This is a genomic window from Sphingomonas sp. ASY06-1R (assembly GCF_052180265.1).
In the GTDB taxonomy this organism is placed as follows: Bacteria; Pseudomonadota; Alphaproteobacteria; order Sphingomonadales; family Sphingomonadaceae; genus Sphingomonas_I.
This window is the reverse complement of record NZ_CP197464.1, coordinates 260202-276442: the sequence shown is the minus strand read 5'-3', so window position 1 is coordinate 276442 and position 16241 is coordinate 260202. Positions and strand designations below refer to the sequence as shown.

General features: G+C 66.6%; 10 protein-coding genes. 4 read left to right on the top strand and 6 right to left on the bottom strand.

Annotation, left to right across the window (positions count from 1 at the left end; translation table 11 throughout):
- Positions 1-70: 70 nt before the first annotated feature.
- From ACSBM8_RS01385 to ACSBM8_RS01365, 5 genes are all read right to left on the bottom strand, one after another.
- A complete protein-coding gene (locus ACSBM8_RS01385; RefSeq protein WP_442679890.1) occupies positions 71-847 on the bottom strand; it encodes an enoyl-CoA hydratase-related protein in 777 nt (258 codons plus the stop codon).
- Positions 848-896: 49 nt separating this feature from the next.
- Positions 897-1946 carry an enoyl-CoA hydratase/isomerase family protein gene (locus ACSBM8_RS01380; protein ID WP_442679889.1) on the bottom strand — a complete coding sequence of 350 codons (1050 nt, stop codon included), beginning with the start codon at positions 1944-1946 and terminating at the stop codon, positions 897-899.
- Positions 1947-2031: 85 nt separating this feature from the next.
- The gene (locus ACSBM8_RS01375; RefSeq protein WP_442679888.1) at positions 2032-3174 is read right to left on the bottom strand and encodes an acyl-CoA dehydrogenase family protein; all 1143 of its coding nucleotides are present in this window, start codon (positions 3172-3174) and stop codon (positions 2032-2034) included.
- Positions 3171-4109, bottom strand: a complete 939-nt coding sequence (locus ACSBM8_RS01370) for a DMT family transporter (RefSeq protein ID WP_442679887.1) — start codon at positions 4107-4109, stop codon at positions 3171-3173. The genes ACSBM8_RS01375 and ACSBM8_RS01370 overlap by 4 nt, the downstream gene beginning before the upstream one ends.
- Entirely contained in the window at positions 4106-5107 is a 1002-nt protein-coding gene (locus ACSBM8_RS01365; RefSeq protein ID WP_442679886.1) for a threonine aldolase family protein, read from the bottom strand. Before ACSBM8_RS01365 ends, ACSBM8_RS01370 begins: the two co-directional genes overlap by 4 nt.
- A gap of 69 nt (positions 5108-5176) precedes the next feature.
- Here ACSBM8_RS01365 and ACSBM8_RS01360 point away from each other — a divergent pair, with 69 nt between their 5' ends.
- Positions 5177-6919, top strand: coding sequence for a DUF885 domain-containing protein (locus ACSBM8_RS01360; RefSeq protein WP_442679885.1), 1743 nt, complete (start codon positions 5177-5179; stop codon positions 6917-6919).
- Between the two features lie 178 nt (positions 6920-7097).
- On the opposite strand, the gene ACSBM8_RS01355 is transcribed toward ACSBM8_RS01360, so the two are convergent.
- Positions 7098-9986 (bottom strand): PAS domain S-box protein, encoded by a 2889-nt coding sequence (locus ACSBM8_RS01355; protein WP_442679884.1) that lies wholly within the window; start codon positions 9984-9986, stop codon positions 7098-7100.
- Between the two features lie 321 nt (positions 9987-10307).
- On the opposite strand from ACSBM8_RS01355, the gene ACSBM8_RS01350 reads away from it, so the two are divergent.
- From ACSBM8_RS01350 to ACSBM8_RS01340, 3 genes are read left to right on the top strand one after another with little or no spacing between them, the layout of a single operon-like run.
- Positions 10308-11489 carry an efflux RND transporter periplasmic adaptor subunit gene (locus tag ACSBM8_RS01350; protein WP_442681656.1) on the top strand — a complete coding sequence of 394 codons (1182 nt, stop codon included), beginning with the start codon at positions 10308-10310 and terminating at the stop codon, positions 11487-11489.
- Between the two features lie 6 nt (positions 11490-11495).
- Positions 11496-14681, top strand: a complete 3186-nt coding sequence (locus ACSBM8_RS01345) for an efflux RND transporter permease subunit (RefSeq protein WP_442679883.1) — start codon at positions 11496-11498, stop codon at positions 14679-14681.
- Positions 14678-16237 carry an efflux transporter outer membrane subunit gene (locus ACSBM8_RS01340; protein ID WP_442679882.1) on the top strand — a complete coding sequence of 520 codons (1560 nt, stop codon included), beginning with the start codon at positions 14678-14680 and terminating at the stop codon, positions 16235-16237. Before ACSBM8_RS01345 ends, ACSBM8_RS01340 begins: the two co-directional genes overlap by 4 nt.
- Positions 16238-16241: the final 4 nt, after the last annotated feature.

Here is a 16241-nt window from a genome sequence, read left to right as displayed (position 1 = left end):
AGGCCGGGGCCGCTGGTAGCGTAACGCCTGTACCCAGAATATGGCGGCCCCGGCCTCCGCCGGGGCGACCTCATTTTCCCGCCCAATTCCCCGGCCGTTTTTCGACGAAGGCGGCCATGCCCTCTTTCTGGTCCTCGGTGCCGAACAGGCCGTGGAACAGACGCCGCTCGAAATTGATGCCCTGCGCCAGGCCACCCTCGAACGCGGCGTTGACCATTTCCTTGACCGCGATCGCGGCCAGCGGGGGCATGGCGGCGATTTCGGCGGCGGTCTTCAACGCCTCTTCGATCAGCGACGCCGCAGGCACGATGCGCGATACCAGGCCGCTCCGCTCGGCCTCCTCCGCGCCCATCATGCGGCCGGTCAGGCACATCTCCATCGCCTTGGCCTTGCCGACCGCGCGGGCCAGACGCTGCGAGCCTCCCATACCCGGCCCGACCGCCAGCTTGATCTCCGGCTGGCCGAATTTGGCGCTGTCGGCGGCAAGGATGAAATCGGCCATCATCGCCACCTCGCAGCCGCCACCCAGCGCGAAGCCGGACACGGCCGCAAACCACGGCTTGCGCGTGCCCGTGACCTTTTCCCAGCCGGCGAAGAAGTTGCTGGCATACATGTCGGCAAAGCCCTGCGCCTGCATCTCCTTGATGTCGGCGCCCGCGGCGAAGGCCTTTTCGCTGCCGGTCAGCACGAGGCAACGCTGCCCCGGATCGGCGTCATAGGCCGCAAAGACCGCGATCAGATCGGACAAGACCTGCGTGTTCAGCGCATTCAGCGCCTGGGGCCGGTTGAGGCGGACGAGCGTGACCGCGTCGTGGCGTTCGATCAGAAGGGTCTCGTAATCGGTCATCGGTTCAGCATCCACTTTGCAATCTGCACCAAGTTCAGGGTGACGGACGTCAGAGCCGCAAGGGCTCCCACGCTTCTCCGTCGGGCAACGGCGTGAAGATCGTGTCGAGCACGGTCTCCGTCACCGCTTCGGGCGTGGCCGGGTCCCAGCGCGGCGCATTGTCCTTGTCGATCAGCAAGGCGCGCACGCCTTCCAGGAAGTCGTGCCGCTGGCAGACATGGACCGATAGACCATATTCGGCGCGCATCTCATCCCCGAAATCGGTGCGCAGCGCGGATTCGCGCAGCAGGCGCAGTGCGATCTTGCACGACAAGGGCGATTTGGTGCGCAGGCCCGCCACGACATCCCGCGCCCAATCGCTATCATCGGCGTCGAGCGCGGCGAGAATGTCTTCCAGTGCCTCGGCCGCGAACAGGCGATCGATCTGCGCCTGCTGGGCGAGGATCGGCGCGTCGGGCGGGACGATCGCGGCATCGTCTAGGATCGAAGCCGCAGCCTGCGGATCGGCCAGCAGCGCCGCCTTGACCGCGTCGAGCCGGTCGGACGGAATATAATGGGTGGCAAGGCCGATCGCGACAGCGTCCGCGCCACTAAGCCGGGCGGCGGTGAGCGCCAGATATTGGCCGATCCGCCCGGGCAGGCGCGACAGATACCAGCCGCCGCCGACATCGGGATACAGGCCGATCGTCGCCTCCGGCATGGCGAACATCGTGCGTTCGGTCGCAACGCGATATCGGGCCGGCAGCGCGATGCCGACGCCGCCGCCCATCACCACGCCGTCCATGACACTGACGATCGGCTTGGCCGAGGTGAATAGCAGATGGTTGAGCTGATATTCGCGGTGGAAGAAGGCGCGGGCGGCGGCACCGTCGCCCTGGCCGCTTTCCGCCACCGCGCGCACGTCGCCGCCCGCGCAAAAGCCGCGCCCTTCGGCATGATCCAACAGGATCAGCTCGACTGCCGGATCGGCGCGCCATGCGGCAACGGCATCGAGCATGGCCGCGCACATCGGCTCGGTCAGCGCATGCAGCGCCTTCGGCCGTTTGAGCCGCAGGCGGCCGACCTTGCCGTCGACGAGGGTGAGGACGTCATCAGTCATCGACCGTTCGTCCTGAGTGAAGTCGAAAGACGTTGGCCGCAGCGTGCTTCGACTTCGCTCAGCACGAACGGATTGGGGTGGCATATCATTGGCGCAGCAGCTCCCGCGCGATGATGACGCGCATGATCTCGTTCGTGCCTTCCAGGATGCGGTGAACACGCAGATCGCGGAAGAAGCGTTCGACCGGATAATCCTGAAGATAACCATAGCCGCCATGCAGTTGCAGCGCGCGATCGACGACCGCGCTCCCCGTATCGGTCGCGAAGCGTTTCGCCATGGCCGCGAACTTGGTCTTGTCCGGCGCGCCCGCGGTGACCTTGGCGGCGGCGGCATAGAGAAGCGTCCGCGCGGCCTGCAGCTCCGTCTCCATATCGGCGAGCGTGAACTGGGTCGCCTGGAAGTCGGCGACGCGCTGGCCGAACTGGCGCCGTTCGCGCGTATAGCTGATCGCTTCATCCAGGCAGCGCTGTGCCCCGCCGAGCGAGCAGGCACCGATATTGAGGCGGCCGCCGTCGAGGCCGGACATGGCGATCTTGAAGCCTTCGCCCTCCACGCCGAGCAAATTTTCGGCCGGCACGCGGACATTGTCGAAATTGACCTGGCGGGTGGGCTGGGAGCGCCAGCCGAGCTTCTTCTCGTTGGCGCCGAAGCTGACGCCGGCCATATCCTTCTCGATCACGAGGCAGGAAATGCCCTTGGGGCCTTCCTCGCCCGTGCGGACCATGGTGACGTAAATCTCATTCTCGCCCGCGCCCGAAATGAACGCCTTGGAGCCGGACACGACATAAGAATCGCCGTCGCGCACCGCCTTGGTCTTGAGCGCGGCCGCGTCCGATCCGGAGCCGGGCTCGGTCAGGCAATAAGAGCCCAGCCGATCGCACGTCACCATATCGGGCAGATAGCGGCCCTTCAGTTCGGCCGAACCATATGTGTCCACCATCCACGCCGCCATATTGTGGATCGAGATGAAGGCGGAGGTGGAGGGGCAACCATAGGCCATCGCCTCCATGATCAGCGCCGCCTCCAGCCGCCCCAGGCCGATCCCGCCCGACTCCTCCGACACATAGATGGCGCCGAAGCCAAGCTCGGCCGCCGCCTTCACCACATCGCGCGGAAAATGATGCTGCTCGTCCCATTCGGCGGCGTTGGGCGTGATCGCGTCGGCGGTGAAACGCTGCGCCATCTCCTGGATGGCAAGCTGGTCGTCGGTCAGGTCGAACTGGGTCATGATCCTCGCCTCGGCGCGGTCGTGTCGCCGCGCGCCCGCATTGCCAGTACCAGGCCAAGCAGCACAAGGGCGCCCCCAAACGCGGCCTCGATCGTCCAGCGATATCGTTCGAACAGGGTCGAGAAGCCCATGGCGATCACCGGCACCAGCACATTGACATAGCCTCCCCGCGCCGCGCCGATGCGGCGGATCAGGTTGAAGTATAAGGTGAACGCCACCGCCGAGGCGATGATCCCCAGATAGAGCAGCCCGGCAATATAAGAGGGGCGCAGATCGAATGTCGGCGGCCCGGAACTCACCCAGGCAAAGCCCGCATCCATCGCCGCACCCCAGGTCATCGCCCAGGCGAGCAGGGTCATCATCGGCGTGGCCTTGGCGCGGGCACTGCTCTGCAGGACATTGCCGGCCGATGCGGTCGCGACCGCCATCAGCGTCAGACCCATGCCCAGCAACACCTCATCCGCATCGCCGACGGTGGCGCGCCATTCGTGGAGGAAGAGCAAGGTCACGCCCAGCATGGCGACCGCCGAACCCAGCAGGAAGGGGCGCGACAATTGCTGCTTCAGAAAGACCCGCGCCAGCACGGCATTGGTCGGCACGAGCAGGGAGAACAACACCGCCACCAGCCCCGACGTGATGTGCATCTCGGCCGCGTAGACCAGGTTGTAATTGATCATGAAGGTGGCCGCACCCAGCACGAGCGCGGTCACATGGCCGCTGGCATTCATCCGCAGCGGGGCCCGCGTCGCCAGCGCGACGACGAACATCGCCGCCCCGCCCACCGCGAAGCGATAGCAGACCGACCATTGCGTCGAGACCGCGCCGAACTGGCTGTGGATCGCCAGCCAGGTCGATCCCCAGATCAGGGTGACGATGGCGAAGGGCAGCGCATTGCGCGTCTGGCTGCGCGGATCGAGCGGGGCGGCCGTACTCACAAGGCCGCGATCGCCCGCGCCAGCGCCGCGACCTCGTCCGCGGGGCTCGCCCAATGTGTCACCAGCCTGATCTCGCCGGCCGCCCAGTCGTAAAAATCGAAGCCCTGGGCGCGCAGGGCCGCGGCCTCGTCCGGCGTCATATGCAGGAACAGCTCGTTCGCCTCGACCGGGTTGATCAGCCGGCCGGCCGCGGCCTGGGCCAGCGTCTGGGCATGGCCATTGGCGGCGCGGGCGGTCTCCAGCCACAGATCGTCGTCCAACATCGCATGGAGCTGCGCGGCGAGATAGCGGCCTTTGGACAGCAAATGCCCGGCGCGTTTACGCCGGCGGCGGGTGGCATCGGCGAGGCTGTCGTCGAAGAAGATCAGCACTTCGGCCGACAGCCCGCCATTCTTGACGAAGCCGAAGCTCAGCACATCCACGCCCGCATCGCAGGTCAATTGCGCAGGCGTGCAGCCGAGCGTGACCACGGCGTTGGCAAAGCGTGCCCCATCCATATGGAAGCGCCAGCCGCGGTCTTTCGCGAGCGCGCCCAGCGCGGCGACCTCGTCCGGCGTATAGACGCAGCCATATTCGGTCGCGTTGGTGATCGACAAAGCATGCGGCTGGACGCGATGCACGTCGTTGGCGATCGCATCCGCCGCCGCGCGCACTGCATCCGGCGTCAGCTTGGCGCCCGGCCCGTCAACCAGCATCAGCTTGGCGCCATGCGTGTAGAATTCGGGGGCGCCGCCTTCGTCATTCTGGATGTGCGAATCGCGATGGCACAGGATGCCGCCATAAGGCGGGCACAGGGCCGCGAGCGCGAGCGCATTGGCGGCGGTGCCGGTCGGCACCCACAGGGCGGTGACGGGGCGCCCGAACAGATCCGAAAAGCGAGCATCCAGCCCCCGGCTGAGGGCGTCGCCATCATAGGCCGTGTCGACCTGGTCGGCCGCGGCCATGGTCGCGAAAACGGTGGGATGGACCGGGGCGGCATTGTCGGAGAAGAAGCGCATGGCTTGCGCTTGGCGCCGCCACCCGCTTCAAGTCAATCGGCCGCGGTACGTGCGCGCCGGGAGATTTGAATGCGCCTGCTGCCTGCCCTGATCCTGTGCCTCGGCGCCGCCGCCCCTGCACTGGCCGCGCCGGCCGACGATGCCCGTTTCCGCGCGATCAGCGAGCGCGAATATGGCTGGGCGCAGACCGATAGCGGCGGCGGCGAGGATGATGAGCGGATCGCGCCACATCTGCAGGATGTGCGCCCCGCCGCGCAGGCGCGCCGGCTCGACTATCTGCGCCAGGTGATGCGCGAGATCGATGCGATCAAGCCCGCCAGCCTCTCGCGTGCCACCGCGGTGGATTATGCGGTGTACCGGTTCGATCTGGAGACGCGCATCGCCGCGCTGGCCTTCCGCGATTATGAGATGCCGGCCAATTCGGACAGCAGCTTCTGGAGCGACCTGGGCTACACCGCGCGGCGCCCGTTCAAGACCGAGACCGACTATCGCAACTGGATCGCCCAGTTGCACGAACTGCCCGCCTTTTTCGCCGAGCAGATCGCCAATATGCGCGCCGGCGCCGCGCGCGGCTTCACCCCGCCGCGCATCACGCTCACGGGGCGCGATGCGGCGGTCGCCCAGGCGGCCGCGGCGCGGACGGCGGAAGCGAGCTTCCTCTACGCCCCGTTCAAGGCGATGCCCGCGACCATTCCCGCCGCGACGCAGGCGGCGCTGCGGGCCGAGGCGAAACAGGCGATCGATGCCCAGGCGCTGCCCGCCTACCGCACCCTGCTCACCTACCTGCGCGAGGATTATCTGCCGCATACGCGCACCACGCTGGCGGCCGAGGCGCTGCCGAACGGCAAGGCTTGGTATGCCGCGCAGATCAAGGCCTATGCCACGCTGGATCTGACGCCCGATCAGATCCACGCCACCGGCCTTGCCGAAGTCGCCAAGATCCATGCCGAGATGCTGGAGGTGATGAAGGAGACGGACTTTGACGGCGATCTGCCCGCCTTCCTGACCTTCCTGCGCACCGATCCGCGTTTCTATGCCAAGACCCCGCAGGAATTGCTGGATCGCGCGGCGTGGACGGCGAAGGAGGTCGACCGCAAGATCGGCCTCTATGTCGGCCACCTGCCGCGCCGCCGCTTCGGGATCGTGCCGGTCCCGGCGGACATCGCGCCTTTCTACACGGCGGGGCGCGGCGGCCCGGGCGAATATCTGCTCAACACCTATAATTTGCCATCGCGGCCGCTCTATCAATTGCCGGCGCTGACGTTGCACGAAAGCGCGCCGGGCCATGCCTTCCAGATCCCGCTGGCGGCGGAGAACAAGACCGCGCCCAAATTCCGCCAGACGCTCTACATCTCCGCTTATGGCGAAGGCTGGGCGCTCTATTGCGAGCGGCTGGGCGACGAGATGGGGATGTACGAAACACCCTATGAGCGGTTCGGCATGCTGAGCTACCAGATGTGGCGCGCCGCCCGGCTGGTGGTCGACACCGGCATCCACCACAAGGGCTGGACGCGCGATCAGGCGCTCGCCTTCCTCCACGACAATACCGCTTTGTCCGATCATGAGATCGCGACCGAAGTGGATCGCTACATTTCGTGGCCGGGCCAGGCCTTGTCCTATTATTTGGGCGAAATGGCGATCCGCGAAGGCCGCGCCAAGGCAGAGGCGGCGCTGGGCGCCCGGTTCAACATCCGCGCCTTCCACGATGTCGTGCTGCAACTGGGGTCGGTGCCGCTCCCCGTCCTGACGGCGCGCATCGACCGCTTCATCGCCGAAGGCGGCAAAGGCCCCTATCCCGACGAGGAGGAGTGATCGGGGCGATCCGCAAGAAGCAGAGACCGCCGTCATGCTGAACTTGTTTCAGCATCCATTTCGCAACAGGCGATGTCGCTCAAGCAAAGATGGATGCTGAAACAAGTTCAGCATGACGCGGCTTTTGCGAGGCGTGTAACGACAGCGTCTTGTTCGTCCTCGACCGCACGCAACCCGTCTAGGCAGGCGGCAGAATCAAGCTGACCTTGCGCTGCAGCTCCCCGCTACGGAACGGTTTCTGCACGATCCGATCGAAGCTGACCGAGGCGATCGCCGCCAGATCGGCATAGCCGGTCACGAACAATACCGGCAGCGCCGGCCATCTCTTATTCGCCGTGGCGGCAAGGTCGGCGCCGTTCATCCCCGGCATGGCGAAGTCGACCACCAGCAGATCGACCCCCTCCAGATCGTCGTCCAACAGCTCCAGCGCGGCGCCGCCGCTGCCGGCTTCCAGCACCTCCGCCCCCATCGTGCGCAACATGGTCGCGGTAATCTCTCGCACGGCCGGATCGTCATCCACGACCAGAATGCGCCGGCCGACGATTTCGCCGGGCTGTTCGTTCGTGGCGGCGGGATCGGTCACCCGCGGCTGGCGGCGCCGCTCCTTGGCGCGCGGCAGATAGACGCGCACCGAGGTGCCCTTGCCGACTTCGGTCTCGATCGCGACACCGCCGCCGGATTGCTTGGCGAAGCCATAGACCTGGGGCAGGCCCAGGCCCGATCCGCGGCCGATCGCCTTGGTCGTGAAGAAGGGTTCGAACGCGCGGTCGCGCACGTCCGGCGCCATGCCGCTGCCGGTATCGGTGACGGCGATCACGACATAGTCGCCGGGCGGCGGCTCTTCCGGCGTCACCGGCTCGCCCAGCGTGATATTGTCGGTCGAAACGGTCAGCGATCCGCCCACCTCCATCGCATCGCGCGCGTTGATCGCCAGGTTCAGGATGATCAGCTCGATCTGAGTCGGATCGACCAGTGCCGGCCACAGATCGCGGCGCAGGCGCGTGTCGAGCTGGACCGATCCGCCCATCGAGCTTTGCAGCAGATCGCGCATGCCCGAGACCGTGCCGTTCAGATCGATCGGCCGCGCCTCCAGCCGCTGACGGCGCGAGAAAGCGAGCAGCTGCGACGTCAGCGTCGCGCCGCGTTCGGCGGCGGTGCGCATATAGCCGATCCGCTGGCGCGTCTTGTCGTCCATGTCCGCCTGGGCGGCGGCGCGCGCGACCAGATCGACATTGCCGAGGATCACGGTCAGCAGATTGTTGAAATCGTGCGCGACGCCTGACGTCAGCTGGCCGATCGCTTCCAGCCGCTGCATCTGGCGCAACGTCGCCTCTACCCGCTCGCGCTCTTCGATCTGGGTGGAGAGCTGGCGGTTGGTGGCGGCCAATTCCTTGGTCCGTTCGGCGATGCCCTTTTCCAGCATTTCGGACGCCAGATGCACTTCGGTGATGTCGACGTCGCAGCCGACATAGCCGACGAACTGGCCATCCACCTGGCGCGGGCGCGCCTCGCTATGGAGCCAGCGGGTCACGCCGTGGCGATCGATGACGCGCACGTCGCGGGTGAAGGGCGCGCGGCAGAAAAAGGCCTGTTCGAAATCGTCCACGAAACCCGATTGATCGTCGGGATGGAGAATGCGCTGCCAGCCCGCATCCATCAATTCCGCCACCGGCAGGCCGAACGTTTCCTCATGCCAGCGATTGGCGAAGATCAGCGATCCATTGTCGTCGCACATCCAGATCAACGCCGGCGCGCTGTCGGCCAGCGTGCGGAACCGCGCCTCGCTTTCGCGCAGCTCCTGCTGCACCGCCTGGCGGCGGGAGATATCGAGCACGGTGCCGATCGCGCGAACGCAGCGCCCTTCCTCGTCGAACAGGCCGCGGCCCTTCGCGGCGACCCAGCGGACGACCCCGTCTTCCTTGCCGATCGTGCGATATTCCACATCATAGGTGGCGCGCACCGCCGGATCGAGCGCGGCCATGAAGGCGGCGGTGGTGGCGTCGCGATCGTCCGGATGAAGCCCGGCGTAGAAATCGTCCATCGTGCACGGCACGTCCGGCGAAATGCCGAACATCGCCTTGGTCCGATCCGACCAGGCGAGCGTGCCCCGCAACAGATCATGATCCCACGTCCCGATCTCGGCCGTCTCGGTGGCAAGGCGCAGCGTATTTTCGCTGAGCGTGAGCTGTTCCTCGGCGCGCACCCGCCCGGTGACGTCGCTGCCCTCGATGAAGATGCCGGTGACGTCGCCCTGCGGATCGACGATCGGCTGAAAGATCACATCGACGCGACGCTGCTCTTCCGCGCCTGCCGTCCGCCGCAGCGTGACGGCGATCGACCGTCCGGAATAGGCCTGCTTGGTGTCCGCCACCCGATCGAGGATCGCGATGAAGCCCTGGCCGACGACCTCCGGCAAGACGCTGGCCATGGCCTGGCCCATGACCGCGCGGTGGCCGACCAGATCCTGATAGGCGCGATTTGCAAATTCGTAGATGTGACCGGGTACGCGCACCAATGCCATGAAACTAGGCGCCTGTTCGAACATCTCGGCGAGCCGTTCGCGTTCGGCATTGGCCGCATCGATCGCCTGCTTGCGATCGGTCGTTTCATAGACGATGCACAAGATGCCGGGCAGGGCGCCCTCGCCGGCCGGCACCGCCGAATAGGAAATATCCAGCAGCACTTCGCTGAGCACGCCGTTGCGCCAGGACGGGAACAGGGCATCGCGCACCATCACCGCGCTGCCGGTGGCGCGAACCTGGTGCAGGATCGGCCCGACCCGATCCCAAACGTGGCGCCACTTTTCCGCCGCCGCCCCGCCCAGCGCATCGGGATGCCTGTCGCCGATCGCCATCGCGTAGGCGTCGTTATAAATGGCGGTGAAATCCGGGCCCCAGAACAGGATCATCGGCACGGGCGCCGCCAGCAGCAATGCGGTGGCATCGCGCAACGGCGCCGGCCAGTTTTCCTGCGGACCAAGCGGGGTCGCGTCCCAGGGATGTGCGGCGATCAGCGCCGGCACGGTCGCAACTATCCCCCCGTCCAGGGCATCGCCCTTCGCCGCCACCCCTGTAATCCCCCTGAAACGCACAAAGATTGAGCGTTTCGCCCGAAAGTCTTAGCGTTCCACCAGCGCGATAGAAAGGCCGGATCGTGACCAAAAAGGCGCGCTGATGCATCCATGTTCGAAAAGCGTCGCAAGATACTGAGAAACGCAGCCTTCACGCTGGCGAACCAGCCTGGCTTTCGCTAGGGCACGCCCAACGGCTCTTCAGCCTACCGCCAGCCACTGCGCCAGCCAGGACTGCCTATTCCCGTGATCAGCCGCGCGCCCGCTACCCTATCATTCCCGATCGCCCCGTCCTGCGCGACGGCGGCCGGGCGCGGCGTGCGCGTTCGCACCGCTGCGGCCTTGCTGCTGGCGGGCGCGATCGCGCTGTCGGGCTGCGGCAAGAAAAAGGATGCACCGGCACCGCCCCCGCCGGAGGCCGGCTATGTCGTGGTGCAATCCCAGTCCGTGCCGCTCGTGATCGAACTGCCCGGCCGCACCTCCGCCTTCGAGACGTCCGAGGTCCGGCCGCAGGTGTCCGGCGTGATCCAGGCGCGCCTGTTCACCGAAGGCGCGATCGTCCACCAGGGGCAGACGCTCTACCGGATCGATCCCAGCCTCTATCGCGCCGCCGTCAGCCAGGCGCAGGCCAATTTGCGGTCGGCCGAGGCGACGCGGGAGGCCGCCGCGGCGCGGGCGGCCCGTTACAAGCCGCTCGCCGCGATCCAGGCGGTCGCGCAGCAGGATTATACCGACGCGGTCGCCACCGCGCGCCAGGCCGCCGCGGCGGTCGCGCAAAATGCCGCCGCGCTGGAAACGGCGCGCATCAACCTGCGCTTCACCAACGTGCCCGCGCCGATCACCGGCCGCATCAGCCGCTCGCTCTTCACCACCGGCGCGCTGGTCACGTCGGGCCAGGCGGATGCGTTGACGACGATCCAGCGGCTCGATCCGATCTTCGTCGATATCCAGCAATCCAGTTCCGATCTGATCGCGCTGCGCCAGTCGCTGGCCAAGGGCGGCACCGTCGCCTCGTCCGCCAATGTCCGCCTGAAGCTGGAGGATGGCAGCCCTTATGCCTATGCCGGTCGCGTCCAGTTCGCGGAGGAGATGGTCGATCCGTCCACCGGCGCGGTCACGCTGCGCGCGCGCTTCCCCAATCCGCAGGGCCTGTTGCTGCCGGGCATGTATGTCCGCGCGACCTTCAGCCAGGCCACGACCAAGCAGGGCATCCTCGTGCCCCAGGCCGGCATTTCGCGCGATCCGCAGGGCAATGCATCGGTGATGCTGATCGGCCCGGACAATAAGCCGGTCAGCCGCAAGGTCGTGACCGCGCAGACGGTCGGCGCCAACTGGCTCGTCACGTCCGGCCTCAAGCCGGGCGATCGCGTGATCGTGGAAGGGCTGGGCAAGGTCAAACCCGGCAAGCCGATCCGGCCGGTCCCGGCGGGATCCAAGCCCGCGCCCGCACCGGCCGGCGCGAAGGGCGACAAGGGCGATTCCGGCAGCAGCGGCGGCTGACCGGCAATGCTGAGCCGGATCTTCATCGATCGCCCGATCTTTGCCTGGGTCGTCGCGATCATCATCATGCTGCTGGGCATTGGCGGCATCTTTTCGCTGCCGGTCGAACAATATCCGGACATCGCGCCGCCCCAGGTGAATATCCGGGCCAATTTCCCCGGCGCGTCGGCCGCGACGCTGGAATCCTCCGTCACGCAGGTGATCGAACAGCAGCTGACCGGCATCGACGGCATGTTGTATTTCCAGGCGACGTCGAATGCGGCCGGCCAGGTGACGGTCAACGTCACCTTCGGCAAGGGCGTCGATCCCGACATCGCCCAGGTGCAGGTCCAGAATAAGGTCCAGCAGGCGCTGCCCCGTCTGCCGCAGCAGGTGCAGCAGCAGGGTCTGGTCGTCACCAAATCCAATGCCGACTTCCTGATGGTGATCTCGGTCTATGACGAGACCGACAAATCCACCAATATCGACGTCAGCGACTATCTCGTTTCCAACCTGCAGGACGCGATCGGCCGCGTTCCCGGGGTGGGCGACGTCAATGTGTTCGGCACGCAATATGCGATGCGGATCTGGCTCGACCCCTATAAGCTGTCCAGCTTCCAGTTGATGCCGAGCGACGTGATCGCCGCCTTGCAGGCGCAGAACACGCAGGTTTCCGCCGGCCAGGTCGGGCAGCAGCCGATGCCGAGCGGGCAGATGCTGAACGCGATCGTCACCTCGCGCTCGCGCCTGACCAGCGTCGATCAGTTCCGCAAGATCGTGGTCAAGGCGCAGGGCAGCGGATCGCGCGTGCTGCTGGAGGATGTCGCCCGGGTGGAACTGGGCGCCGAAAATTACAACAGCCTCAGCCGGCTCAACGGGCATCCCGGCGCGGGCATTGCGGTCTCGCTCGGGCCGGGCGCGGATGCGCTCAAGACGTCGGAACTGGTGCGCAACCTGATCATCCAGCGCGCGAAGGGCTTCCCGGACGGCTATACCTACGCCTTCCCGCTCGACAGCACCGCCTTCATCAAATTGTCGGTGCATGACGTCATCAAGACGCTGATCGAAGCGATCATCCTGGTCGTCATCGTCATGTTCCTGTTCCTGCAGAGCTGGCGCGCGACGTTGATCCCCGCGATCGCGGTTCCGGTCGTGCTGCTCGGCACGTTCGGCGTGCTCGCGGCCTTCGGCTTCTCGATCAACACGCTCACCTTGTTCGGCATGGTGCTGGCGATCGGCCTGCTCGTCGACGATGCGATCGTCGTGGTCGAGAATGTCGAACGCGTGCTGGAGGAAGAGCCCGACATTTCGCCGCGCGACGCGACGATCAAGTCGATGGGCGAGATCAACATTGCCCTGATCGCGATCGCCTTGGTGCTGTCGGCGGTGTTCCTGCCGATGGCCTTCTTCGGCGGATCGACCGGCGTCATCTATCGCCAATTCTCGATCACGATCGTGTCGTCGATGGTGCTTTCGGTAATCGTCGCGCTGGTCCTGTCGCCCGCGCTGGCCGCCACCTTGCTCAAGCGCCGCGACAAGGAAGCGGCCGCCAACAGCAATGTGGTGGTGCGCAAGGCGCATGAATATGGCGATCGTTTCAACGCCTGGTTTGCGCGCACGTCCGAACGCTATCGCGCGGTGGTTGCCTGGCTGATCGAGCGGATGGCCGCGGCGCTGATCGGCTTCGGGCTGGTGCTGGCCCTGCTCGTCTTCCTGTTCCTGCGGATGCCGACCAGCTTCCTGCCGACGGAGGATCAGGGCTTTGCCCAGCTGCAATATACGCTGCCGCCGGGTGCCACCCAGGATCGCACGCTGCAGGTGGCCAAGGCGATCGAAGCCTATTTCAACGGCCCGGAAAAGAACGATACCGCCGCCATCTTCACGGTGATCGGGTCGAACCAGTCCGGCAACGGCCAGAATGTGGGCCGCGGCTTCCTCGCGCTGCGGCCGTGGGACGATCGCAAGGGCCCGGAACATAGCGCCCAGACGATCACCCAGCGCGCGACCAAGGCGCTGGGCAGCCAGTTGCGCGACGCCGAATTCTTCGCGCTCAACCCGCCGCCGGTGCGCGGGCTCGGCCAGTCGACCGGCTTCACGATGGAGCTGCTGAACACCGGCGGGCTGAGCCGCGAGCAATTTCAGGATCGGCTGAATCAGTTGCTGGCCCAGGCGCGATCGGATTCAAGCCTCACCGCGATCCGCATGAACAGCCTGCCCGATCAGCCGTCGCTGTCGATCGACATCGATGCCGAAAAGGTCGGCGCGCTCGGGATCAATCAAAGCGATGTCGACCAGACGCTGTCGACCGCCTGGGGCGGCAATTACGTCAACGACTTCGTCGATCGCGGCCGCGTGAAGCGCGTCTATGTCCAGGGCGATGCGCCGTTCCGGGCGAAGCCCGAGGATATCGGCCAATGGTTCGTGCGCAACGGTTCGGGCACGATGACGCCTTTCTCCTCCTTCGCGCACGGCACGTGGGGCACGACGCCGAACGTGCTGACGCGCTTCAACGGATCATCCTCGTTCGAAATCCAGGGTCAGGCCGCGTCGGGCGCGAGCTCCGGCGATGCGATGGATCGTATCGCCGAACTGGCCGGGCAATTGCCGGGCGTGTCCGTGGCCTGGGCGGGCATCTCCTATCAGGAACGGCTATCGGGCGGGCAGGCACCGATCCTCTATGGCCTGTCGCTGCTGGTCGTCTTCCTGTGCCTCGCCGCGCTCTATGAAAGCTGGTCGATCCCGTTCGCGGTGATGCTGGTCATGCCGCTCGGCCTGGTCGGCGCGGTGCTGGCGGTGACGTTGCGCGGGCTGGAGAATGACATCTATTTCCAGGTCGGCTTGCTCACCACAATGGGCCTGTCCGCCAAGAACGCGATCCTGATCGTCGAATTTGCCGAGCAGGCGGAAAAGCAGGGCAAGACGGCGCTGGAGGCGGCGCTGGAGGCGGCGCGCATCCGTCTCCGCCCGATCCTGATGACCAGCCTCGCCTTCATCTTCGGCGTGCTGCCGCTCGCCATCTCGACCGGCGCCGGTGCGCGCAGCCGGGTCGAAATCGGCACCGCGGTGATCGGCGGCATGCTGACCGCGACCGTGCTGGCGATCTTCTACATTCCGCTCTTCTTCGTCCTCGTCCGCCGCCTGTTCCGCGGCCATGACAAGAATGGGGCATCGCCGGACAAGAGCGACGCGACGCCTGAGGAACGGCCGGCATGAAGCGGGCGGCCGCGCTGCTGGCGCTGACCGGGCTTACCGCCTGCAGCATGGATCCGCATTATGTGCGGCCGACCCCGGCCGTGCCGCCCAGCTGGCCGGCGGGCGATGCGTATCTGCAGCAGAGCGAGGCGGCGCTGCCCAGCGTCACCTATCGCGACATCTTCCGCGATCCCCGGTTGCAGGCGCTGATCCAGCAGGCGCTCGCCAACAATCAGGATCTGCGCAGCGCGCTCGCCAATATCGAGTCCGCCCGCGCGCTATATCGCGTGCAGCGGGCCGATATCTTCCCCTCGATCAATGCCAATGCCGGCGTGACCGCGCGCAAGGGGGCCGGCCAGAATTTCGGCAATAACGGAACCGGCGGCGTGCCCGGTACAGGCACCGGCGGCACGCCCGGCGACGGCACCGGTGGGACTGGTGGGACCGGCGGCAATGGCAATAGCGGCGGCAATGGCGGGACCGGCGTCGTCAGCAATGGCGGTTCGGGACGGACGACGACCTACACGATGCAGGCGGGCGTCACCGCGTGGGAAATCGATCTGTTCGGTCGCCTGCGCAGCCTCGCCCGATCCGAATTCAACCAATATCTCGCCACGGATGCGGCCGCGCGTGCGACCCGGCTGACGCTGGTCGCCGATACCGCCAATGCCTGGCTGACATATGCGTCGGACCGCAGCCTGTTGCTGATCGCGGAGGATACCGCGAAAAGCGCGGAGGCGACCGTCCGCCTGACCCAGGCACGGCTCGACGGCGGCGTCGCGCCGCGCACCGAATTACGCCAGGCCCAGACCGTTCTAGCCACCGCACTCGCCGATCGCGCGCGCCAGGTGACGTTGGTGGCGCAGGACAAGAATGCCTTGCAGCTGCTGGTCGGCGCGCCCGTCGCGGACGCGCTGCTGCCGAACGCGATCGAGGATGCCGACGGCAACCTGGCCGAGCTCCCGGCGGGGCTCGACAGCGGCGTCCTGTTGCGGCGGCCCGATGTGGTCGAGGCGGAATATCAGCTGCGTGCCGCCAATGCCCGCATCGGTGCGGCCCGGGCCGCGTTCTTCCCACGCATCTCGCTGACCGCGGTCGCCGGCCTCGCCAGCACCGCGCTGTCCAGCCTGTTCTCCGGTGGCGCATTCAGCTGGACGGTGGCGCCGTCGGCCAGCCTGCCCATTTTCGACGGCGGTCGCAACGCCGGCAATCTCGCTTATGCAAAGGCGCAGCGCGACGTGTTCGTCGCCAATTATCAACGCGCCATCCAGACCGCATTCCGCGAAGCGGCCGACGCGCTCGCCCGGCGCGGCACGATCGCCGCCGAGGCGGAGGCCAACCAGCTCAACGTCACCGCCGCGCAGGACACGCTGACGCTGGCCACCGCGCGCTATCGCGAGGGGATCGATCCCTATCTCAATACGCTCGATGCCCAGCGCACGCTCTATACGGCACGCCAGCGGGTCGTGAGCCTTCGCCTGACCCGCGCCCAGAATCTGGTCACACTGTATCAGACGCTGGGCGGCGACGAACTCGTCGAGGCGCGCCCGGTCGACGGAAGCCCGCCCCGCCGCTGATCGC

What these genes read in the sequence shown, in the direction of transcription:
- ACSBM8_RS01375 (WP_442679888.1), bottom strand. Translation starts at nt 3,174, where the DNA reads ATGACCCAGTTCGACCTGACCGACGACCAGCTTGCCATCCAGGAGATG.
- ACSBM8_RS01365 (WP_442679886.1), bottom strand. Translation starts at nt 5,107, where the DNA reads ATGCGCTTCTTCTCCGACAATGCCGCCCCGGTCCATCCCACCGTTTTC.
- ACSBM8_RS01380 (WP_442679889.1), bottom strand. Translation starts at nt 1,946, where the DNA reads ATGACTGATGACGTCCTCACCCTCGTCGACGGCAAGGTCGGCCGCCTG.
- ACSBM8_RS01345 (WP_442679883.1), top strand. Translation starts at nt 11,496, where the DNA reads ATGCTGAGCCGGATCTTCATCGATCGCCCGATCTTTGCCTGGGTCGTC.
- ACSBM8_RS01385 (WP_442679890.1), bottom strand. Translation starts at nt 847, where the DNA reads ATGACCGATTACGAGACCCTTCTGATCGAACGCCACGACGCGGTCACG.
- ACSBM8_RS01360 (WP_442679885.1), top strand. Translation starts at nt 5,177, where the DNA reads ATGCGCCTGCTGCCTGCCCTGATCCTGTGCCTCGGCGCCGCCGCCCCT.
- ACSBM8_RS01340 (WP_442679882.1), top strand. Translation starts at nt 14,678, where the DNA reads ATGAAGCGGGCGGCCGCGCTGCTGGCGCTGACCGGGCTTACCGCCTGC.